The sequence below is a fragment of the Dryocola boscaweniae genome (assembly GCF_025215095.1).
Lineage (GTDB): Bacteria > Pseudomonadota > Gammaproteobacteria > Enterobacterales > Enterobacteriaceae > Dryocola > Dryocola boscaweniae.
The window spans coordinates 133,003-156,113 of record NZ_JALHAP010000075.1 but is presented as its reverse complement, the minus strand read 5'-3'; the positions used below and the strand labels follow the sequence as shown (position 1 = coordinate 156,113).

General features: G+C 53.1%; 18 protein-coding genes. 10 read left to right on the top strand and 8 right to left on the bottom strand.

The features are described from left to right. Positions 1 to 65: 65 nt before the first annotated feature. Positions 66 to 395, top strand: coding sequence for a YbaB/EbfC family nucleoid-associated protein (locus tag MUA00_RS07730; protein WP_167612259.1), 330 nt, complete (start codon positions 66 to 68; stop codon positions 393 to 395). Between the two features lie 195 nt (positions 396 to 590). Here MUA00_RS07730 and MUA00_RS07725 read toward each other — a convergent pair whose 3' ends face one another. Then, positions 591 to 1,496, bottom strand: a complete 906-nt coding sequence (locus MUA00_RS07725) for a LysR family transcriptional regulator (protein WP_271122519.1) — start codon at positions 1,494 to 1,496, stop codon at positions 591 to 593. A 109-nt stretch (positions 1,497 to 1,605) separates the two neighbouring features. On the opposite strand from MUA00_RS07725, the gene MUA00_RS07720 reads away from it, so the two are divergent. The 7 genes from MUA00_RS07720 (at position 1,606) to MUA00_RS07690 (ending at position 9,222) form a co-directional block, all read left to right on the top strand. After that, positions 1,606 to 2,475: a pirin family protein gene (locus MUA00_RS07720; protein WP_271122518.1), complete on the top strand. Its 870-nt coding sequence runs from the start codon at positions 1,606 to 1,608 to the stop codon at positions 2,473 to 2,475. A 49-nt stretch (positions 2,476 to 2,524) separates the two neighbouring features. Continuing rightward, positions 2,525 to 3,205 (top strand): isochorismatase family protein, encoded by a 681-nt coding sequence (locus tag MUA00_RS07715; RefSeq protein ID WP_271122618.1) that lies wholly within the window; start codon positions 2,525 to 2,527, stop codon positions 3,203 to 3,205. 107 nt (positions 3,206 to 3,312) lie between these two features. Beyond that, the gene (gene recR / locus MUA00_RS07710; protein ID WP_271122517.1) at positions 3,313 to 3,918 is read left to right on the top strand and encodes a recombination mediator RecR; all 606 of its coding nucleotides are present in this window, start codon (positions 3,313 to 3,315) and stop codon (positions 3,916 to 3,918) included. Between the two features lie 115 nt (positions 3,919 to 4,033). Then, positions 4,034 to 5,908, top strand: coding sequence for a molecular chaperone HtpG (gene htpG / locus MUA00_RS07705; RefSeq protein WP_271122516.1), 1,875 nt, complete (start codon positions 4,034 to 4,036; stop codon positions 5,906 to 5,908). Positions 5,909 to 6,114: 206 nt separating this feature from the next. Further along, positions 6,115 to 6,759 (top strand): adenylate kinase, encoded by a 645-nt coding sequence (adk, locus tag MUA00_RS07700; RefSeq protein WP_271122515.1) that lies wholly within the window; start codon positions 6,115 to 6,117, stop codon positions 6,757 to 6,759. A 133-nt stretch (positions 6,760 to 6,892) separates the two neighbouring features. Further along, positions 6,893 to 7,855, top strand: coding sequence for a ferrochelatase (gene hemH / locus MUA00_RS07695; RefSeq protein WP_271122514.1), 963 nt, complete (start codon positions 6,893 to 6,895; stop codon positions 7,853 to 7,855). 62 nt (positions 7,856 to 7,917) lie between these two features. Beyond that, a complete protein-coding gene (locus MUA00_RS07690; RefSeq protein ID WP_271122513.1) occupies positions 7,918 to 9,222 on the top strand; it encodes an inosine/guanosine kinase in 1,305 nt (434 codons plus the stop codon). Positions 9,223 to 9,341: 119 nt separating this feature from the next. On the opposite strand, the gene ybaL is transcribed toward MUA00_RS07690, so the two are convergent. Both ybaL and MUA00_RS07680 read right to left on the bottom strand, forming a co-directional pair. Then, entirely contained in the window at positions 9,342 to 11,018 is a 1,677-nt protein-coding gene (gene ybaL / locus MUA00_RS07685) for a YbaL family putative K(+) efflux transporter (RefSeq protein WP_271122512.1), read from the bottom strand. Between the two features lie 235 nt (positions 11,019 to 11,253). Beyond that, positions 11,254 to 12,462, bottom strand: coding sequence for an MFS transporter (locus MUA00_RS07680; protein WP_271122511.1), 1,209 nt, complete (start codon positions 12,460 to 12,462; stop codon positions 11,254 to 11,256). Between the two features lie 196 nt (positions 12,463 to 12,658). On the opposite strand from MUA00_RS07680, the gene ushA reads away from it, so the two are divergent. Continuing rightward, complete coding sequence (gene ushA, locus MUA00_RS07675) at positions 12,659 to 14,311, top strand: bifunctional UDP-sugar hydrolase/5'-nucleotidase UshA (protein WP_271122510.1); 1,653 nt, start codon at positions 12,659 to 12,661, stop codon at positions 14,309 to 14,311. A gap of 85 nt (positions 14,312 to 14,396) precedes the next feature. Here the strand turns inward: ushA and ybaK are convergent, their stop codons facing one another. The 5 genes from ybaK to MUA00_RS07650 all read right to left on the bottom strand — a co-directional run bounded on the left by ybaK (position 14,397) and on the right by MUA00_RS07650 (position 20,035). Further along, a complete protein-coding gene (gene ybaK / locus MUA00_RS07670; protein ID WP_271122509.1) occupies positions 14,397 to 14,876 on the bottom strand; it encodes a Cys-tRNA(Pro)/Cys-tRNA(Cys) deacylase YbaK in 480 nt (159 codons plus the stop codon). A gap of 210 nt (positions 14,877 to 15,086) precedes the next feature. Then, on the bottom strand, positions 15,087 to 15,887 hold the full coding sequence (locus MUA00_RS07665; RefSeq protein WP_271122508.1) for a TraB/GumN family protein: 801 nt from the start codon (positions 15,885 to 15,887) through the stop codon (positions 15,087 to 15,089). A gap of 224 nt (positions 15,888 to 16,111) precedes the next feature. Beyond that, positions 16,112 to 18,619 carry a copper-exporting P-type ATPase CopA gene (gene copA, locus MUA00_RS07660; protein WP_271122617.1) on the bottom strand — a complete coding sequence of 836 codons (2,508 nt, stop codon included), beginning with the start codon at positions 18,617 to 18,619 and terminating at the stop codon, positions 16,112 to 16,114. Between the two features lie 173 nt (positions 18,620 to 18,792). Further along, entirely contained in the window at positions 18,793 to 19,275 is a 483-nt protein-coding gene (locus MUA00_RS07655) for a hypothetical protein (RefSeq protein ID WP_271122507.1), read from the bottom strand. A gap of 1 nt (position 19,276) precedes the next feature. Continuing rightward, positions 19,277 to 20,035, bottom strand: a complete 759-nt coding sequence (locus MUA00_RS07650) for a winged helix-turn-helix domain-containing protein (RefSeq protein ID WP_271122506.1) — start codon at positions 20,033 to 20,035, stop codon at positions 19,277 to 19,279. Between the two features lie 639 nt (positions 20,036 to 20,674). Here MUA00_RS07650 and MUA00_RS07645 point away from each other — a divergent pair. Continuing rightward, positions 20,675 to 23,080, top strand: coding sequence for an autotransporter outer membrane beta-barrel domain-containing protein (locus MUA00_RS07645; RefSeq protein ID WP_271122505.1), 2,406 nt, complete (start codon positions 20,675 to 20,677; stop codon positions 23,078 to 23,080). Positions 23,081 to 23,111 lie beyond the last annotated feature (31 nt).

Here is a 23,111-nt window from a genome sequence, read left to right as displayed (position 1 = left end):
TGTAAACCCTGATAGCCGCTAACCGTATCTTGCGATTAGGCGGCCCGAGCGAAAGAGAGAAGATTATGTTTGGAAAAGGCGGTCTGGGTAACCTGATGAAGCAAGCCCAGCAGATGCAGGAAAAAATGGCCCAGGTTCAGGAAGAAATCGCTCAGTTGGAAGTCACTGGCGAATCCGGCGCGGGCCTGGTAAAAGTCACTATCAACGGCGCGCACAACTGCCGCCGCGTGGAAATCGACCCGAGCCTGATGGAAGACGACAAAGAGATGGTTGAAGACCTGGTTGCCGCGGCTTTCAACGATGCAGCTCGTCGTATCGGCGAAGCGCAGAAAGAGAAAATGGCTGGCGTGTCCAACGGGATGCAACTGCCACCGGGCTTTAAAATGCCATTCTAATTTTCCCGTCATACTTCGTGTTGCAGGGGTGTTGGCTGCACTCACAAACCCCAGTCACTTACTTATGTAAGCTCCTGGGGATTTGCTCACTTGCCGCCTACCTGCAACGCGAATTATTTAGGGAAATGGTTTTGTCTTTTTGTGGTTTGTAGGTCGGATAAGCGCAGCGTCATTCGACATAAAAACACTCAAAACTCACTCCTCCTCAAACTCCCCGTAGCGCTCCACCAGAAAATCAATCAGCGCTCTGACCGCCGGTAACTGGCCGCGTCGGGACGGAAATACTGCGTGAATAATCTCCCGTCTGGTTCGCCACTCCGGCAGCAAATGTACCAGCGTTCCCGCCGCAATCTGTTCTTTGAGCATCAGTAAAGGCAACTGCACAATGCCGACTCCGGCTACCGCTGCGCTGCGTAGCGCAATCATGTCCGTGGTGATAAAGCGGGGGCTGTGGTGCAGGATAACTTCCTGATTATCCGGGCCGTACAAACACCAACGATAAACCTGCTGCGGCTTGCTTAAGGCGAGGCTCGGCCAGTGCTGGAGATCGGCCGGGGAAGCCGGATGCCCAAAGCGTTCAATAAGTTTGGGGCTGGCTACCAGACACATGCTGCGATCGGCCAGTTTACGCATCACCAGATCGCTGTTTTCCAGCGGAAGCGGGCGTACGCGAATCGCGATATCAACGTTCTCATTAAGCACATCAACCTGACGATTGGTTTCTTCAAGCTGTACCGTTATCTGCGGATAAAGCGACATAAATCGCGCCAGCATATCGCCGATATGAACGTGTAATAGCGTAATCGGACACGTCAGACGAATCAGTCCGCGAGGTTCCGCCCGCAATGTGTCAATCGCTTCCTGCGCCGCCTCTGCCTCGATCATCATTGCCTTGCAGTGACGATAAAAAATCTGCCCGGCCTCGGTCACGGTAAAACTGCGTGTTGAACGCTGGATGAGTCGGGTATCCAACCTTTCTTCAAGCAGCGCAATACGACGGCTAAGCCGGGATTTAGGAATGCCAATCGCGCGGCTGGCCGGAGAAAATCCCCCGTTATCCACTACCTGCACGAAATACCACAGATCGTTGAGATCCTGCATCTGTATTGTCCTGTTAATGGAACGCTGATTCTTTTTTATCAATCTACCGCAAACATTGTCTTGTACGTAAGCTTTATCCCATAGCAATCGACACTCAACGGAGATAACGATGAAATCAATTCTTGGCGTTTACTCAGCTCCTGCGTCCCACTGGGTGGGCGATGGATTCCCTGTTCGCTCAATGTTCTCTTATTCAAAATTCGCAAGCCAGCTAAGCCCGTTCCTGCTGCTGGATTACGCAGGCCCGGCAGAATTTAAACCGAGCGACAAAGGACAGCGAGGTGTGGATGTACATCCACATCGTGGTTTTGAGACGGTCACCATCGTCTATAAAGGTGAAGTTGCGCACCGCGATTCCACCGGCAGCGGCGGGGTGATTGGTCCGGGCGACGTGCAGTGGATGACCGCAGGCAGCGGCATTCTGCACGAAGAGTTCCACTCTCCGGCGTTCAGTGAGAAGGGCGGTACGCTGGAAATGGTGCAGCTTTGGGTGAACCTGCCGGCGAAGGATAAATCTACGCCGCCGGGTTATCAGTCCATCACGGATAGCGATATTCCGGTCGTGACGTTGCCCGATAACGCAGGCAAGGCTCGCGTGATTGCTGGCGTTCTGGACGGGCGTAAAGGCCCGGCCAGAACCTTCTCGCCGATGCGCATTCTGGATCTGCGACTGAACGCTCATGGCGTAACGAATCTGGCTTTGCCGGATGGCTGGAACACTGCGCTGGTGGTGCTTAAAGGCACGGTGCAGGTCAACGGCCAGGAAGTGGCGCGTGAAGCGCAACTGGTGGTTCTGGACGCTAAAGGCGAGAGCGTTGCCATCGAAGCGAATAACGACGCTGTTGTGCTGGTGCTCAGCGGGGAACCGCTCAACGAACCGGTTGCGGGTTATGGGCCGTTTGTGATGAACACCCGCGAAGAAATCAATCAGGCCATTGACGACTTTAATCAGGGCCGTTTTGGTCAGTCGAATAGTTAATCCACAACGGCTATCGCCTGATAGCCGTTTCTTTTAAGAGAGGAAAGTCATAATGAACCCTGCAAATTTTAACGGACAAAAACCAATGATTGACGTCAGCGATGCGGTATTGCTGCTCATCGATCACCAAAGCGGCCTGTTTCAGCTTGTCCACGACATGCCGATGACGACCCTGCGCGCCCATGCGACGGTGCTTGCTAAAATCGCAACGCTTGCGGAAATTCCGGTGATAACTACGGCCTCTGTGCCGCAGGGGCCGAACGGTCCGCTGATCCCGGAAATTCATCAGTTCGCACCTCATGCCCAGTACGTGCCGCGCAAGGGCGAGATTAACGCCTGGGATAATCCGGACTTCGTGGCGGCAGTAAAAGCCACGGGGCGCAAAACGCTGATTATTGCCGGTACGGTGACCAGTGTCTGCATGGCATTCCCGGCGATTAGCGCGGTTGCCGAAGGCTTTAAAGTGTTCGCCGTTATCGATGCGTCTGGCACTTATTCCAAAATGGCGCAGGAAATTACCCTGGCGCGCGTAGTGCAGGCGGGCGTGATACCGCTTGATACCGCAGCCGTCACCGCAGAAATTCAGCAGACCTGGAATCGCGATGACGCGATGGAATGGGCTGGTCTGTGGGGAAGCGTCTTTACCGAATACGGCTTGCTGAGCGAAAGCTATCAGAAAGCGCAGGACGTGGTGAATAACCAGGAGCAACTGGACTCTCAACGAAGCTAAAAAATTCCCCTTGTGCGAGACATCGCGCAGGGGGACTATCTTTTTCTATGCCCGCCCGCGGGGCTAATGTTAGGCTATGGCCCACTATTTTTTCAGAAATCTGAGCGATGCAAACCAGCCCTTTACTCACAGCCCTTATGGAATCCCTGCGCTGCCTGCCCGGCGTTGGCCCTAAGTCTGCCCAACGAATGGCGTTTGCGCTCCTGCAGCGCGATCGCAGCGGCGGAATGCGCCTTGCTCAGGCGCTGACTCGCGCCATGTCGGAAATCGGCCACTGTGCGGACTGCCGCACCTTCACCGAACAGGAAGTGTGCGCTATTTGCATGAACCCGCGCCGTCAGGAAAACGGCCAGATTTGCGTGGTGGAAACCCCGGCGGATATTCATGCCATCGAAGCAACCGGCCAGTTTTCCGGGCGCTATTTTGTGCTGATGGGCCACCTTTCGCCGCTGGACGGTATCGGTCCGGACGACATCGGTCTTGGCCGCCTGGAAGAGCGCTTATCCAGCGAAACTATCAAAGAGATTATCCTTGCTACCAACCCGACGGTAGAAGGGGAAGCGACGGCCAACTACATCGCCGAACTGTGCGGACAATACGGCGTTGACGCCAGCCGCATAGCGCACGGCGTGCCGGTGGGCGGCGAGCTGGAAATGGTCGACGGCACCACGCTTTCGCACTCCCTGGCCGGACGTCACAAGATTAATTTCTAATCGAACACGGGGAGATTCTTCGTCTCCCCGCTTGAAAACTTCTCCCGCTATCCCCATTTCTCCCTCAACGTTTTCATCACCCCTGTATTTTGATTTTGTTGAGGTATCAATGACCATGAAAGGACAAGAGACCCGTGGCTTCCAGTCTGAAGTGAAACAGCTTCTGCACCTGATGATCCATTCTCTCTATTCAAATAAAGAAATCTTCCTGCGTGAGCTGATCTCCAACGCCTCCGATGCGGCAGACAAGCTGCGTTTCCGCGCGCTTTCTCAGGCCGATCTGTACGAGGGTGACGGCGAGCTGCGCGTGCGCGTCTCTTTTGATAAAGAAAAACGTACTCTGACGCTGGCCGATAACGGCATCGGTATGACCCGCGAAGACGTTATCGATCATCTGGGCACCATTGCTAAATCCGGCACCAAAGCCTTCCTCGAATCCATGGGTTCAGACCAGGCGAAAGACAGCCAGCTTATCGGGCAGTTCGGCGTGGGCTTCTACTCCGCGTTTATCGTGGCGGATAAAGTTACCGTGCGCACTCGTGCCGCTGGCGTTTCTGCTGACGAAGGCGTGTTCTGGGAATCAGAAGGGGCGGGCGAATATACCGTAGCGGATATCACTAAAGCCGATCGCGGGACTGAAATCACGCTGCACCTGCGTGAAGGCGAAGACGAATTCCTCGACGACTGGCGCGTGCGTTCCATCATCGGTAAATACTCCGATCACATCGCGCTGCCGGTTGAAATCGAAACCCGTGAAGAGAAAGACGGCGAAACCATCCTCGGCTGGGAAAAAATCAACAAGGCGCAGGCCCTGTGGACCCGCAGCAAATCTGAAGTCAAAGACGAAGAGTACAACGAGTTCTACAAGCATATCGCCCATGATTTCACCGATCCGCTGGCCTGGAGCCACAACCGCGTGGAAGGGAAGCAGGAATACACCAGCCTGCTGTACATACCTTCTCAGGCGCCGTGGGATATGTGGAATCGCGATCACAAGCACGGCCTGAAGCTGTACGTGCAGCGCGTATTCATCATGGACGACGCCGAACAGTTCATGCCGAACTACCTGCGCTTCGTGCGCGGCCTGATAGATTCCAACGATCTGCCGCTGAACGTTTCCCGTGAAATCCTCCAGGACAGCCGCGTCACGCAAAATCTGCGCAGCGCGCTGACTAAACGCGTTCTGCAAATGCTGGATAAACTGGCGAAAGACGACAGCGAAAAATATCAGACCTTCTGGAAAAACTTTGGTCTGGTGCTGAAAGAAGGCCCGGCGGAAGATAACGCCAACCAGGAAGCGATTGCTAAGCTGCTGCGCTTTGCGACAACTCATACCGACTCCTCTGCGCAAACCGTGTCGCTTGAAGAGTATGTGTCACGCATGAAAGAAGGCCAGGAGAAGATTTACTACATCACCGCGGACAGCTACGCGGCGGCGAAGAGCAGCCCGCATCTGGAACTGCTGCGTAAGAAAGGCATCGAAGTACTGCTGCTTTCCGACCGCATCGACGAGTGGATGATGAGCTACCTCACCGAGTTTGACGGCAAGGCGTTCCAGTCCGTAAGCAAAACCGACGAGTCGCTGGAAAAACTGGCTGACGAAGAAACTGAAGAAGCGAAAGAAGCTGAAAAAGCGCTTGAGCCGTTTGTGGATCGCGTAAAAACCCTGTTGGGCGAGCGCGTGAAGGAAGTGCGCCTGACTCATCGTCTGACAGATACCCCGGCCATTGTTACCACCGACAGCAACGACATGAGCACCCAGATGGCGAAGCTGTTTGCCGCTGCGGGTCAGGCCGTGCCGGAAGTGAAATACATTTTCGAGCTGAACCCGGAGCACCGTTTGGTGAAACGCGCAGCCGACACCCAGGACGAAGCGCAGTTTGGCGAATGGGTTGAACTGCTGCTCGATCAGGCTTTGCTGGCAGAGCGCGGCACGCTTGAAGATCCAAACCAGTTTATCCGTCGTATGAACCAACTGCTCGTATCGTAATCCTGACGGCGGATGGCGCATTCGCTTATCCGCCCTACGATAGCCAGAGAAAGGTAGGGTGGATAAGGCGCAGGCCGTCATCCACCTGTTTTTCTTTTCAGAACACCTTCTCGCACCTGGCTTCCTTGAGATGAATACGCCTTTAATGGTAAGGTCATCGCCTCAGATCCAAGTACACAAAATCCAAACGTATGGGGAATTACGCAATGCGTATCATTCTGCTCGGCGCTCCGGGCGCAGGTAAAGGGACTCAGGCACAGTTCATCATGGAGAAATACGGTATTCCGCAAATCTCCACCGGTGATATGTTACGTGCTGCGGTTAAATCTGGTTCAGAGCTGGGTAAACAAGCCAAAGACATCATGGATGCCGGAAAACTGGTGACCGATGAGCTGGTTATCGCGCTGGTGAAAGAGCGTATTACTCAGGAAGATTGCCGTAAGGGTTTCCTGCTTGACGGCTTCCCGCGCACCATTCCGCAGGCTGACGCCATGAAAGAAGCCGGCATCAGTGTAGATGTGGTTCTGGAGTTCGCTGTACCTGACGAATTGATCGTTGAACGTATTGTTGGTCGTCGCGTTCACGCGCCGTCTGGCCGCGTTTATCACGTCACCTTCAACCCACCAAAAGTGGAAGGTAAAGACGACGTGACCGGCGAAGAGCTGACTACCCGTAAAGACGATCAGGAAGAAACCGTGCGTAAGCGCCTGGTGGAATACCATCAGATGACCGCTCCGCTGATCTCTTACTACAGCAAAGAAGCAGAAGTGGGCAACACCAAATACGTGAAAATCGACGGCACCCGTAAAGTGGCCGAAGTCAGCGCAGAGCTGGCTAAAATCCTCGGCTAAATCAAAGCCGATATGAAAATACCAGGGTATGCCCTGGTATTTTTTTGTCTGAATCTTTCCCTTTCGCTGTTATCGGTTTTTCCGCCGGGCTTTTACGTTACACTTATCAGCAATTTGTTGATAAGGAGGGGTAATGAGTCAGGAAAAAATAGGCGTTTTACTGGCAAATCTTGGTACGCCTGATGCACCGACTCCGGCGGCGGTAAAACGCTACCTGCGCCAGTTTTTGAGCGATAAGCGCGTAGTCGACACCCCACGTTTGCTCTGGTGGCCGCTGCTGCGCGGCGTGATTCTGCCGCTGCGTTCTCCACGCGTGGCAAAGCTTTACCAGTCCGTCTGGATGGAAGAGGGTTCTCCGCTGATGGTATTCAGCCGCCGTCAGCAGCAGGCTCTGGCGGCACAGTTGCCCGATATGCCCGTTGCGCTGGGGATGAGCTACGGCAATCCTTCGTTGAAAAGCGCGGTTGATGAACTTCTGGCGCACAACGTCACGCATATTGTGGTACTGCCGCTTTATCCGCAGTTTTCCTGCTCGACGGTGGCTGCCGTCTGGGACGAGCTGGGCCGTATTTTCGCCCGCTCCCGCACCATGCCATCGGTTTCATTGATTCGTGATTACGCCGAAGATACTTTATATATCAATGCTCTGGCGGCGTCGGTAAAACGTTCGTTTGAAGAGCACGGCGAGCCGGATATTTTACTGCTTTCCTACCACGGCATTCCGCAGCGTTATGCTAACGAAGGCGACGATTATCCACAGCGCTGCCGTGATACCACGCGCGAATTGCTTTCCGCGCTGGAATTGCCGCCGGAAAAAGTGATGATGACCTACCAGTCGCGCTTTGGACGTGAGCCGTGGCTGATGCCCTATACCGACGAAACGCTGAAAATGCTGGCAGAAAAAGGCGTTAAACATATTCAGGTTATGTGCCCCGGTTTCTCGGCAGACTGCCTGGAAACGCTTGAAGAAATGGCGGTGCAAAACCGCGAAGTGTTTATCGAAGCGGGCGGCACAAAGTACGAATACATTCCGGCGCTCAATGACGATCCTGCTCATATCGCGATGATGGTGAATCTCATCAGCCGCTATCGCTAATCGCCCCTGAGGCCGCGAATGTGCTACCATGCGCGGCCTGATTAGCCACTCCCAATGACATCATGAAATTTCCCGGTAAACGCAAATCTAAACATTATTTTCCCGTAAGCGCCCGCGACCCTTTGTTGCAGCAGGTTCAACCTGAAAACGAAACCGGCACTTCCTGGATTGTCGGCATTGACCAGACGCTGGTGGATATTGAAGCCAAAGTCGACGACGAATTTGTTCAGCGTTACGGGTTAAGCTTCGGGCATTCCCTGGTCATTGACGATGACGTTGCAGAAGCGTTGTATCAGGAGCTGGTGCAAAAAAATCTCATTACCCATCAGTTTGCCGGCGGCACTATCGGCAACACTATGCACAACTATTCGGTGCTGGCGGATGATCGTTCGGTTCTGCTGGGCGTGATGTGCAGCAATATCGAAATCGGCAGCTACGCCTACCGCTATTTATGCAATACCTCCAGCCGTACCGATTTGAACTATCTGCAGGGCGTAGACGGGGCGATTGGCCGCTGCTTTACGCTGATTGGCGAGCAGGGCGAACGTACCTTTGCCATCAGCCCCGGGCACATGAACCAACTGCGTGCCGAGAGCATTCCTGAAGACGTGATTGCCGGGGCCTCCGCGCTGGTGCTGACGTCTTATCTGGTGCGCTGCAAACCCGGCGAGCCAATGCCGGATGCCACCATGCAGGCGATTGGTTATGCCAAAAAGCATAACGTTCCGGTTGTGCTGACGCTGGGCACAAAGTATGTCATTGCCGAAAACCCGGAGTGGTGGCAGGCGTTTCTGAAAGAGCACGTCTCTATTCTGGCGATGAACGAAGAAGAAGGTGAGGCGCTGACCGGCGAAAGCGACCCGCTGCTCGCCTCTGACAAAGCGCTGGACTGGGTTGATTTAGTGCTTTGCACCGCCGGGCCGGTAGGCTTATATATGGCGGGCTTTACGGAAGAGACGGCGAAACGCACCACCCAACATCCGCTGTTGCCGGGCGCGATCGCCGAGTTTAACCAGTACGAATTTAGCCGTGCGATGCGCCATAAAGATTGCCAGCAGCCGCTGCGTATCTTCTCGCACATCGCGCCGTACATGGGCGGCCCGGAAAAAATCATGAACACCAACGGGGCTGGCGACGGCGCGCTGGCCGCGCTGCTGCATGACATCACCGCTAATAACTATCACCGCTCAAACGTACCGAACTCCAGCAAGCACCAGTTTACCTGGCTGACCTATTCGTCGTTGGCGCAGGTGTGTAAGTATGCGAATCGCGTGAGCTATCAGGTTTTGAACCAGCATTCCCCGCGCCTGACGCGTGGTTTGCCGGAGCGCGAAGACAGCCTGGAAGAATCTTACTGGGATCGTTGATGCTTTGATGCAGAAGGTGGATGGCGCTGACGCTTATCCACCCTACAATTGTTCAGGCGATCGTAGGTCGGATAAGCGAAGCGCCATCCGACACAAACCATCCGACATTCAACCCTAAATTACCCTGTCACCGTTTCCTGAGGTAAAGGTTTTTCTAACAGCCCCATCATCGTATTGGCAATCTCCCTTTCACCCATTACGACCTGGTTTGCGCCTCTTTCAGTAATGTATTCCACCTCATCGTCATAATGCGCGCGGGCAATAATTTCGATGTTCGGGCATTTTGCGCGCGCTGCCGCCACGACTTCCCCTGCCTCATAGCCGTTAGGAATGGTGAGCAGCAGCCAGCGGGCGCAGTCCAGATGCGCCAGATTCATTATTTCTTCGTTGGCGGCATTCCCTAACACGGCACGCACGCCGCGCTCGCGCAGCTCGTCTACCCGGCTACGTGAGGTTTCCACTACGACAAGCGGAATGCCCTGAGCCATAAGTTTTTCGCCCAGCAGGCTGCCGACTCGCCCAAAACCAACCAGCAGCGCGTGGTTGCAGATATCGACGGGGATCTGTTTTTCATCCTCGACAGCTTCTTCCAGCGTCTGCTCTTCAAGCGTTTCGGTTTTAACGAGATAGCGTTCAAGCACGGCGAACAGAACGGGGTTGAGCATAATCGACAGAATCGCCCCTGCGAGAACCAGATTCTGGCCGTTTTGCGGCAGCAGATTTAGCGCCATGCCAAGGCCTGCAAGAATAAAGGCGAATTCACCAATTTGCGCGAGGCTGGTGGCGATGGTTAAAGCCGTGCGCTGGGAGTGTCCAAACAGGCGAACCAGCCCGAACGCGGCGACGGATTTACCGAAAACGATGATGGCCAGCGTGCCCAGTACGGCCAGCGGCTCCTCAAACAGAACCAACGGATCGAAAAGCATGCCGACGGAAACAAAGAACAGCACGGCGAAGGCATCGCGCAGCGGCAGAGTGTCGTGTGCCGCCCGATGGCTTAGCTCGGATTCGTTCAGCACCATTCCCGCGAAGAACGCGCCGAGCGCAAAGGAAACGTCAAAGAATTCGACCGCGCCAAAGGCGATGCCCAGCGCCAGCGCCAGAACAGAAAGCGTGAACAGTTCACGTGAACCGGTAGCCGCGCTGCGCGCCAGAATCCATGGCACTAAACGGCGGCCCACCACCAGCATGATGGCAATAAACGCCACGACTTTACCGATGGTGAAAGCCATATCCAGCGACAGCGAAGCCAGGCCCACGTTGCCTTTTTCCAGCATGCCTGCCACCGCTGGCAGCAGAACCAGCGTTAGCACCATCACCAGATCTTCAACGATCAGCCAGCCAATGGCGATTTGCCCGCGCTGGCTGTCGATGAGCTGCCGTTCCTCAAGCGCGCGCAGTAACACCACGGTACTTGCTGTGGAAAGACACAGACCAAAGACAATGCCGGTCATAATTGACCAGCCCATCATTGCGGAAAGCGCCATGCCCAGTAACGTCGCAACAGCTATCTGTGCGATGGCACCGGGGATGGCGATGGTCTTTACCGCCATCAGATCCTTCAGGGAGAAATGAAGACCCACGCCGAACATCAGCAGGATAACGCCTAATTCCGCCAGCTCCGGCGCCAGTTTGGTATCGGCGACAAACCCTGGCGTAAACGGACCCGCAATCACCCCTGCTAACAAATATCCGACCAGCGGCGATATCCGCAGCTTATTGGCAAGCATTCCGAATAAAAAAGCGAGCACAAGACCACCAACAATGGTGGTGATAAGCGGTGTGGCATGATGCATTCCGTCTCCTTTCGTTAGCAATGGGGTCCAGTTTTGGTCGGTTAGTCCAAAAGTCACATTATTAGTTTATGACAATTTCTTTATCGGCGTTTGTGAATAATTATTGAATTAATATTAAAAAGCGCATTTCGACAAAAAAAGCAGGCTAAGCAGTATTTAGGTCACTTATGGCGCGGCGGACTGAGAGGTATATGGGGATATGAGGCGGCCAAAGCAAGACTTTGGCCGGTTAAAGCTACGATTTATGACGATTATCGGGCAGGAATATGGTCAAAATACCCAGTAGCGGAAGGAAGGCGCATATTTTGTAGACCAACTCAATACTTGTACGATCGGCAACCAGACCCAGCACCGCAGCGCCCAGCCCGCCCATCCCAAAGGCAAAGCCGAAAAACAGCCCGGAAACCATACCGATACGGCCCGGCATCAGTTCCTGGGCGTACACCAGAATCGCAGAAAATGCAGAAGCGAGAATAAAGCCGATGATGACGGTTAAAATCCCCGTCCAGTAAAGGGATGCATAAGGTAAAACCATCGTAAACGGCGCAACGCCGAGAATTGAGCCCCAAATGACATATTTTCGGCCAATTTTGTCGCCCAGAGGTCCACCGATAACCGTGCCGGCCGCAACGGCAAACAGGAATGCGAAAAGATGGAACTGGGCGTTTTGCACCGACAGACCAAATTTATGCATCAAATAGAAAGTGTAATAACTGCTGATGCTCGCCATATAGAAATACTTTGAGAAAATCAGCATCAGCAGAATGGAAACCGCCAGAATAACTTTATTGCGCGGCAGTGGGTTAACCACAGGCGCTTTAGGTTTTCCCCTGGCAATCAGATGCTGAGCGGCGTACCAGCGGCTAATTTGCAGTAACACGACAATCGCCAGCAGCGCGGCCAGCACGAACCAGGCAACGTTACCTTTGCCGTAAGGCGCGATGATAAGCGCCGCCAGCAAAGGCCCGAGCGAACTGCCGAAGTTGCCGCCCACCTGGAACAGCGATTGCGCCAGCCCATGACGTCCGCCGGAAGCCATACGCGCCACGCGTGATGATTCTGGATGGAAGATGGATGAGCCCGTGCCGACCAGCGCCGCCGCCAGTAAGACCATCGGAAAACTGCCCGCCAGCGCAAGCAGAACCAGCCCGCAAAGGGTGAAGCACATGCCAATCGGCAGCGACCACGGCATCGGATATTTATCGGTGTAATAACCCACCACCGGCTGAAGCAGCGAAGAGGCGAGCTGGAAAGTAAGGGTTATCATACCAATCTGCACAAAGCTTAAAGAAAACTCAGCCTGCAGCAGCGGATAAAGCGCCAGAATCAGCGACTGAATCATATCGTTAAGCAAATGCGAAAGGCTGATAGCCCCTAAAATACCAAAGGAGGTGCGCGCCTTTTGCGATTCAGGCGGCGCGAGGGTTTGTTCGGAGGTTGCCATAAATACCTGTTGAGAAGCTGATTATTATTTTTGAAACGGATAGCGATAACGGATTGCAGGCGTATCCGTGGGTTATTGTTACCCTGCTAACATACCCGCAGGCGAGACTTGAAGAAAGTCGCAATTTATAAAATTTATTTGCCTCGCCTGCTAACATTCTGATAATGGTTCAGGTTTAAGAAAATGGAGATTTTCAATGCGGTTTGCAATGAAAGGGCTGACTTCGGCACTGTTAGTGGCGTTGAGTTTGACGAGTTTATCTGCGCTTGCGTGGGAAAAAGATAAAACCTACAAAATTACCATCCTGCATACCAACGACCATCACGGTCATTTCTGGCGCAGCGAATATGGCGAGTATGGCCTGGCCGCGCAAAAAACGCTGGTGGACAGAGTGCGTAAAGAGGTGACGCAGGAAGGCGGCAGCGTGCTTCTGCTTTCCGGCGGCGATATCAACACTGGCGTGCCGGAATCCGACTTGCAGGATGCGGAACCCGACTTCCGCGGTATGAATCTGATTGGTTACGACGCGATGGCTGTCGGGAATCATGAGTTTGACAATCCGCTTTCGGTTTTACGCCAGCAGGAAAAGTGGGCCAAATTCCCGCTGCTTTCAGCCAATATCTATCAAAAAAGCACCGGCGAACGGTTATTTAAACCCTGGGCCATCTTCAAACCTCAAGGCATTAAAGTGGCGGTAATCGGCCTGACGACGGACGACACCGCAAAAATCGGCAATCCTGAATTTTTCACCGATATTGAATTCCGCAAACCTGCCGACGAAGCGAAGCTGGTGATTCAGGAGCTGCAAAGCACAGAGCAGCCGGATGTGATTATTGCGGCAACGCATATGGGCCATTACGACAACGGCGAGCATGGCTCCAACGCGCCGGGCGACGTTGAAATGGCGCGTAGCCTGCCGGCAGGCGCGCTGACAATGATTGTGGGTGGTCACTCACAAAACCCGGTTTGCATGGCTTCTGAAAATAAAAAGCAGGTTGATTACGTGCCGGGCACGCCGTGCGCGCCGGACAAGCAAAACGGCATCTACATTGTGCAGGCGCACGAGTGGGGTAAATATGTTGGCCGTGCAGATTTTGAATTCCGCAACGGCGAAATGAAACTGGTGCATTACCAGCTCATCCCCATCAACCTGAAAAAGAAAATTACCTACGATAACGGCGAAAGTGAGCGCGTACTTTACACTCCGCAGATCCTTGAAAATCAGCAAATGCTTTCGCTGCTGACGCCGTTCCAGAACAAAGGTCAGGCGCAGCTTAAGGTAAAAGTGGGCAGCGTGAACGGGCACCTGGAAGGGGATCGCAGCAAAGTTCGCTTTGTACAAACGAACCTTGCGCGCGTCATTCTTGCAGCGCAAATGGCGCGTACAAATGCTGATTTTGCGGTCATGAGCGGCGGCGGTATTCGGGATTCTATCGAGTCGGGCGATATCACCTATAAAGATGTACTGAAGGTGCAGCCGTTTGGCAATACCGTGACGTATGTTGATATGTCGGGCAAAGAAGTGGCGGAGTACCTGACGGAAGTTGCGAAGAAAACGCCGGATTCCGGAGCATACCCGCAGTTTGCGAACGTGAGCTTTGTCGCGTCGGCGAAGGGTTTGCAGGATTTGAAAATCAAAGGCGAGCCGGTTGATCCAGCCAAAAACTACCGCATGGCGACGCTAAGCTTTAACGCCACCGGCGGCGACGGTTATCCCGCCATCGACAAAAAGCCGGGTTATGTGAACACCGGTTTTGTGGATGCGGAAGTGCTTAAGCAGTACATCGAGCAAAACTCGCCGCTGGATGTGAATACTTACGAACCGAAAGGCGAGGTGAGCTGGCAGTAAACCGGTCTGGCGGGTGGCGCGTTGTTTACCCGCCCTACAAATTCGTAGGGTGGATAAGCGCCAGCGCCATCCACCGATACGATGGTTAATCCCGGCGGGCGATATCAGCAAAGGTTGCGCCCAGCAGCGCAGCCAGATCGCTCGCGGCAAGCTCAATATCCAGGCCGCGCCTGCCGCCGGAAATATAAATCACGTCAAATTCCTGCGCCGGAGCGTCTATCACCGTCGGCAGGCGTTTCTTCTGCCCCAGCGGGCTGATGCCGCCAACCAGATAACCCGTCACGCGTTGTGCGACCAGCGGGTCCGCCATATCAGCTTTTTTAGCGCCCAGCGCTTTCGCCACCTTTTTCAAATCCAACTGCCCGGAAACGGGCGTAACCGCCACTGCCAGGTGTTTCATATCGCCATTCATCGCCACCAGCAGCGTTTTATAAACTTGCCCGGCGTTGAGCCCCAGCTTGCGAACCACTTCGTCGCCAAAGTTAGTTTCATTAGGATCGTGATCGTAAGCGTGGAGTTGAAACGGAATGCTATTCTTTTCGAGGAGCTTTATGGCGGGGGTCATTTCATCCTTCCTGCTAAATTTGTCTCAAAAACGCACAGAATTGTAATTCAGGTGATATGTTTTATAGATACTATAATGCAGCTTAATAGTGATAGCGTTAATCGTCACATTGAGCGACAATTCCAGCTTCGGTTGTTAAATCGACCGAAATAACAACAATAATAAACTTATTCCTCTTTGACGGGCCAATAGCGATATTGGCCATTTTTTTTATGTGTTTTTCAACAAATTAGGTAGATTCCCTTCGCCATATAAATGCAGGGCGCCCACGGCAACCACGTAGCGGCCAGCGGGAAGCTGCTGCAAAAAAGTCTGCCACTGGCGGTTACGCTGGCGCATAAGCACATCGTATAGCTCATCGCCGAAAGTGTTTGGCAGCGGGATATTACCCTGCCGCGGCGGTGATTCCAGCCACCAGCCAATCATCATTTGCAGCAGACGGGCGTTGGTATGCCAGTGGGCCAGCGTATCCTGCAGCAAAGGCATTCCGCCCTGCGGCAGTTGCGTAAGCATATCAATCTGGCTTTGCGCGCCTTCCAACTCTATCACCGGAACAGACAACGCTCTGGCCGCTTCCAGCAGTTGAAAATCAATACCGTAATCAGGACGCAGGCCCAGACGTTGGGCCTGGTGCGCCTGCAATACCAGCGCAATCTGCCAGGCGGGTTGATTATCAATAGTGTCAAGCGAAATGCCCATTTCCTGCGTCAGGGATACGACCCGCTCCCAGTCATCAGGGGATAAGCGCTCCTCGAGCGGAATGTCTTCAGCGCTGCCAGAGAAGGGGGAGCCGCCTTCGGAAATATCGGCCTCAACAATAAGAGCATCCGCATCGCGCAGTTTGTCGAGCAGGCGCTGCGACAGGGGAGCCATATCGCGGGTCCCCATATGAATGCTGCCTACAAGGTGAAGATAGCGCTTACCGGGGAGCACAACATCAAGGGCAGGCCAGGGATAAGTTGTGGCGGAAAGGCTTGAAAAAAATGCGTTAATTCGCGATAGCAGGCCCATATAGCAAATTCCCTGGCTAAAAAGCCATGCTACCGCTGCCAGGGGGAAGGTGCAAATTTACCCACCTGTAGAATGCGCTACGGCGGATGGCGCTTGCGCTTATCCGCCCTACGGAACGAGAATGTTACGTGGAATCTGCGCTTATCCACCCTACGGAACGAGGCAATTACTTGGTATCTCTGTCTGCAAACCTGTAGGTCAGATAAGCGCAGCGCCATCTGACATTAATCCTCAGGCTTAAAGCGCAGCAGGCGGTTGGCGTTGCTCACCACGGTAATGGAAGAGAGCGCCATTGCAGCCCCGGCAACAACAGGATTAAGCAGCGTGCCGGTAAGCGGATAAAGCACGCCGGCGGCAATCGGAATACCCAGCGAGTTGTAGACAAAAGCGCCCATCAGGTTCTGCTTCATATTCCTGAGCGTTGCTTTGGAAATCGCCAGCGCGTCGGCCACGCCCGTCAGGCTATGGCGCATCAGCGTAATGGCCGCTGTTTCAATGGCGACGTCGCTGCCTCCGCCCATAGCAATACCCACTTCCGCCTGGGCCAGCGCGGGCGCATCGTTAATACCGTCGCCGACCATCGCCACCTGCCTTCCCTGCCGTTGCAGATTTTTAATCGCTTCGGCTTTACCATCTGGCAGCACCCCGGCGATGACTTCGTCGATACCTGCCTCTTTAGCAATGGCATTTGCGGTGATTGAGTTATCGCCGGTCAGCATTACCAGGCGATAGCCGTTACGATGTAAGCGTTGCAGAGCGCTTACGCTGTCTGCCCGTAAGGGATCGCGAATCGCAAAGAGAGCGACCAGCTTGCCATCTACCGCAAGCAGCACCGGCGTTGAACCTTGCCTTGCCTGCGCTTCAATTTCATCTGCCAGCGGCTGCGTATCAATCTTTTGCTCGTCGAGCAGCGCTTTATTGCCAAGAAATAGTTTATGCCCTTGTGCTTCGCCGCTTACGCCAAGCCCACGCAGAGTGCGGAAGCCGATAACTTCCGGCAGCTTAGTACCGCCCGCTTTTTCCAGAATTGCGCGAGCGAGAGGATGGCTGGAGCCTTGTTCAAGCGCCGCTGCTAATTTCACCGCTTCACTCTCCTGAATCTCGCCATGTGTTTTCACCGCGACGACCTGCGGTTTCCCTTCCGTCAGCGTACCGGTTTTATCAAAAACAAGGGTGTCGAGAGTGCTGGCACGCTGCAACGCATCGGCATCACGTACTAATACGCCAAATTCCGCAGCACGCCCTACGCCTGAAATAATCGACATTGGCGTGGCCAGGCCCAGCGCGCAAGGACAGGCGATAATCAGCACGGTGGTGGCGATCACCAGCGTATAAACAATTTGCGGAGCAGGGCCGACGAAGTACCAGATCGCCGCGCTAAACAGAGCAATTAACACCACCACAGGCACAAATACGGCAGAAATTTTATCGGCAAGCTGTCCGATTTCCGGTTTGCTGCTCTGCGCCTGACGCACCATGCGAATAATGCGCGACAGCGTTGTACGGCTGCCGGTCGCCGTAGCGCGGAATAACACGCTGCCATCCTGCACAACTGTCCCGGCGTGAATATTTTCGCCATCGGCTTTTTGTTGTGGAACCGGCTCGCCCGTCAGCATCGCCTCGTCGAACCAGGCTTCCCCTTGAGTAATTTCACCGTCTACCGGCACGCGGTCGCCCGTGGTCAGGCGCAGCGTCATCCCGGCGGTCACTTCCGCCAGCGGGATCGATTTTTCACCTTCGTCTGTTACAACGCGAGCCGTTGGCGGCGTTAAATCCAGCAGACGTTCCAGCGCTTTGGACGAACGCTGGCGAGCACGCTGCTCCAGCATGTGGCCCAGGTTAATCAGGCCGATAATCATCGCGCTGGCTTCGTAATAAAGGTGGCGTGCTTCCATCGGGAAATACTGCGGCCAGACGTTGACAGTAATTGAATACAGCCAGGCGGCGCCCGTGCCTAACGCAACGAGCGTATCCATGGTCGCCGAGCGATTCATCAGGCTGCGCCAGGCGCTACGGTAGAAATGGCCGCCAGCGATAACCATCACACCCAGGGTAATTATGCCGATGGTCATCCACAGCGAGCGGTTATCTTCGGTGAGCATCATGTTGTCACCGAGCATGCCCCAGATCATCACCGGGATACCTACCGCCAGCGCCAGAATGGCCTGCCAGCGGAAGCGTTTAGCTGCGGCATTCGCCGTTTCCTGCTGGCGCTCGCGGCGTTTAATATCATCCTCAATCGCTTCGGCGCCGTAACCGGCGCTTTCGACGGCTTTAATTAAGGACTCGGCAGAGGCAGAACCCATAACCAGGGCGCTGCGTTCTGCGAGATTTACCCGTGCCTGAGCGACTCCCGGTACATTTTGCAAAGCAGTTTGCACGCGGGACACGCAACTGGCGCAGCTCATGCCATTAATCAACAGTTGTTGGCTGTCGTCATTATCGGTGGCTGCCGGAAGCGAAGGGGGGACCGCTGTCAGTGCTTCCGACGAGGTTGATGACTCTTCTGTCAGCGGTTCAGCCTTTGGGTGGCTTGCAACTTCCGCGCCGTATCCCGCCTGCTTTACGGTTTCGATTAAAGCATCCGCGCTAGCGCTACCTGTTACGCGGGCGTGCGTTTGCGTCACTTCTGCCTGCTCAACATCGGCGCGCTGCTCAAGGCTTTCTTTTACTCGTTTGACACAATGACCGCAGCTCAGGCCATCAAGGTTTAAATCGATAATTTGCGACATCATCAGACTCCTTGTTTTAAGAATAAGATAAGGTTAAACCTTCCATCAAGGGGAAGGTCAAGAAGGTTGTTTTTATTTTCAGGAAAGGCAATTTTCTGCGCGTGAGGGGTTGGCAGGATGACAGGGAGAATGTTGCTACCCGGCAGTTACCCGATGCTCTAAATACGCAGGGTTTATCTCAGGCAATAAAGGACGGGAAGACCTGACCATGAAAAAATTTTTTCGCCGTTGCCTGACTTCGTTCTGTTCAGGATAAGCATAGCGTCCGGCTTCAGGAAGAAGGCAGGCATGATTTTATCAATATCATTCCTGATATTTTGGTCATTATCACGGGATTCAATTCCGGAGTTGGTGAGGACATACTTGTTTTTCTGCTTTATATAATCAAAAAATATGTCCCTGCTCAGAACCTGATTTTTATTCTCGCCGGTGGTATAAAACCCTCTTATTTCAGCGGAGCCCTTCCCGTTATAAAAATGAAAAACCATATGTGAATTGATTACGGCATTCGATCCTGAAAGGGAAAGGTTGCTTTTACAGTCTTCAAATGCTTCGGGAAGCAAATCCAAAAAGGACACGCTGAAAAAAGCCATAACCAGAAACACAGACAAAGCAATCAGGCAATCGATAATGGTTTTCATATTAAGCGTTGGCATGTTATTTACCTTCCGGGAAATAATGAACGAGGCAATTGCCTATGTGTTTTTCGCGCAGCCATGCATTATCGCATTGCACCACGCTTACGGCATTCGTGGTGATATAAGTCGTGATATAAAGCATGGCCCCCGGTTTGCAAAGTTCGCTGTGGGAAGTCATAAACTTTTTATGATGATTGTCATCGTGCGCGTCTGAATTGTAATGGACCATACAACCACCGCTCAACCGCTCTCCAGCCGTATAATTATCAAAGACGCTTTTCGTTGAATAATAGTAAAACAAAGCGCTAAACAGCGCCGTTAAAAGGATTAGCCCCAGATAAAACAAAGGGCGTCTGGCGATCGGCTTGTTGGTTAACGGCTCAGAAGATTGGGCGCTGGTCTCACTTGCTGAAACATTATCTGTGCTTTTCGGATCTGATTTTTGTTCAACCACAACGCAGTCGAATATCAGCCCTTTTTTCCTTACCGTTTTTATCAGAGCGCTACTGATATTCAGCTCTTCCAGTGATTTTCTCAGCACCAGTAAAGCCTGATATAACGATCCATATCTGATTTGCCGGTGCTTTTCTCCCCAGATAAAAAGCATCATTTCATCATATTTAATAATCTGTCTGCAATTTTTGCAGAAATAATACAACATCTTATTCACAATTCGCGTCAGCGGTATTTTTTTATTTCCCTGAAGCGAACAAACAATTTGTTCATCGGGATAGAAACACACCTGGTCGTTAATCAGGAACCATTCTTTGTTAGTCATAGCTTGATGTCATTCCTTGGTGGGAAAACGCGCATATTATAACCACCCGGAAGATAAAATTTAAAGAAAAGATTTATTTGAGATGCGTGTTTATCTCAAATAAATTTGATTAAGGACAAATATTCTTTTATTTCAAAGGGATAATTTTCAAAGTTTTCTCATATCTCATTATCAGTCGTTTTTGAAATAGCAGGCGATTTGAGTGAAGCAACTCAGGTATGACACAGCCTGTTTGCAGGTTATCTTTTCATCACATCAGGGATATCTGAATAGCGACAGGGCGTTGCATAAAGGTTTAATAAAAGTTAAGGAAATTGAACCAGCTTCCGGGGACGAGCTACCTACGCTCAGGAAATAAAATTTACATATTGCGATGTCCGACAGGACGCTTATAAGAAGCCAGCGTTTAAAAGTTGCCGTTTTATTAAATCAGGACGTTAGAGTGGTTTTCCTATGAAAGGTTTTATGATGAATATCTATCCGCATACATTCAGAATAAAAAAATTATCGGCTGCTGTTTATTTTGCTGTTTCATTTAGCGCACCTGCAGTTGCAGACGTTTGCTTTAACAGAGACGATTTTCCTGCCCCGGCATGCATTCCCGAATGGAACACCTCAAGTAATATGGTTGTTGGCGACATGGCTGACGGAATTCTGACGGTAACAAACGGAGGGCAGCTCACCACTGGTGGGGGATCAATAGGCAGCATAAGCGGTTTTACCGGGAAAGCTGAGGTGAAAGGTTCCGGCTCAAGCTGGATTTCCAATGACGTTCTTTATATCGGGCATGCCGGTAACGGAATATTAAAAATTACCGATGGGGGTTCGGTTACAAATAACAGCAGCGACACACACCTTGGTTTCAATGCCGGGAGTGAAGGATATCTGGAGGTGAGCGGCGCAGGCTCTCATTTCACCGCACCAACCAGCTCCCTCGCTATTGGAACATTCGGCACCGGCAGCATGTTTATTTCAGATGGCGGCGTGGTGACTAATGCCGGACCTGGCTATATAGCCAGCGAAGCCGGTTCCGCAGGAAGCGTCATGGTAGACGGTAACGGCTCTGCCTGGCATAGCGGCGATGGTTTATTTGTGGGCCGCTCTGGCGATGGCGTTTTGACGGTGAGAAATGGCGGCAGTGTGGCAACAGATAAATTAATTCTTGCCCACACGGCAGGCAGCCAGGCGGTTTTGAATATAGGCAGCGCGGCAGGACTCGCGCCCGGCGACCCCGGGATTATTAAAAGCCCGATAGTTATTCTTGGCGACGGCGACGCGACATTGAACTTTAATCATACCGCCGGGGATTATTCCTTTAATTCCCTCATTGAAGGCAATGGTCGCGTGGACGTTAATTCGGGAACGACTATCTTCACCGCGCAAAATACCTATAGCGGCACCACCTCCGTCTCTGCAGGAAGACTCCTGGCGGGCGCTGAAAATACATTCAGCGCAAACTCTGCCTATACCGTTTATGCAGACGGCGAGCTGGCATTAAAAGGATACAGCCAGACCACCGGAGAGTTAACCAACTCAGGTATCGTTAATTTAGGCGGCGGCAAGGCCGGTACAACGCTTACGGTGAACGGCAATTATAACGGAGACAACGGGCTGCTGATTTTTAACTCCGTGCTCGGCGACGATAGTTCCGTTACCGATCGTCTGGTTGTCGCAGGGGACACGTCAGGCACTTCTTACGTAAAAGTAAACAATCTGGGGGGAAGAGGAGGTGCCACGCTTAACGGCATCGAACTTATCAATGTAAAGGGAAGCTCACAGGGGCAATTTATCCAGCAAGGGCGCATCGTGGCAGGCGCTTATGATTATCAGGTAATCAAAGCGGGTAATAACTGGTATTTGTCCTCCGAAATGAATTCCCCGGCTATTCCGGAGCCGACGCCTGTTCCTGAACCAACGCCTGCGCCTGAACCAGTACCGACGGAACCAACACCTACGCCTGAGCCAGTGCCGACGCCTGGACCAGCAGCGCCAACACCAGCGCCTGAACCAGCGGCTCCAGCGCCTGCGCCAGCACCGGCCCCAGATCGGGTTCCGGAGCCGATCCCTGCGAAGAAAAAGCACGTTCTTCGTCCTGAGGGCGGCGCTTATGCCGCCAACTCGGCTGCCGCGTCTGCTCTTTTTGATACTCGTCTGAGTGAGCGCCAGGGAACCCTGTATACCGATATCTTTACCGGAGAGAAAAAGTACACAAGTCTGTGGATGCATATTGCCGGCGGCCATGCCCGCTCTCATGACGAAAGCGGTCAGTTGCATACAACGAATAATCGTTATGTGACTATGCTGGGCGGCGATCTGGCCAGCGGGAAGAGCCCGTCGGGCATCTGGCGCGTGGGCGTGCTGGCGGGGCATGGAAACAGCCGCAGCAACAGCGTTTCGAACGTGACAAACTATCGCGCCACAGGAGAGGTTGATGGTTATACCGCAGGGATTTATGGAGCCTGGCACGCTGAAGGTACGGATGAAAAAGGCCTGTGGCTGGACGGCGTCCTGCAGCACAGTTGGTTCAACAACGCGGTCAGCGGTGAGAATGTCGCCACCGAGTATTACCGCACGCGTGGATTATCGGCCTCGCTGGAATCGGGCTACGTTATCCCGTTAATGCAGTCCGCCCGTAGCCGCTTCTTTATCCAGCCACAGGCGCAGATTGCATGGTCCGGTATTTCTGCTGTCGATCATACTGAGAAGAATGGCACCCGTATCAGCGGCGAGGGCAGCAATAATGTACGTTCCCGTCTGGGCCTGAAGATATTTATGAAAGGGCATGCTGCTCAGGATGAGGCTAACGGGCGTAGCTTCAAACCGTACCTTGAAGCTAACTGGATCCACAACACGCAGGATTATGGCGTGACTATGGATAGCATCAGCGTAACCCAGGCTGGCAGCCGAAACATTGCGGAGATGAAAGCAGGAGTTGCAGGTAATCTCAGCAAAAAACTGAGTGTTTCAGGCAACGTTGGTCAGCAGACGGGTAATAACGGTTGGTCTGATACCGTCGCCGCGATTGGTGTAAAATACACGTTTTAGGCATTGATTGATGGGGGAGCTGGCCGTAATA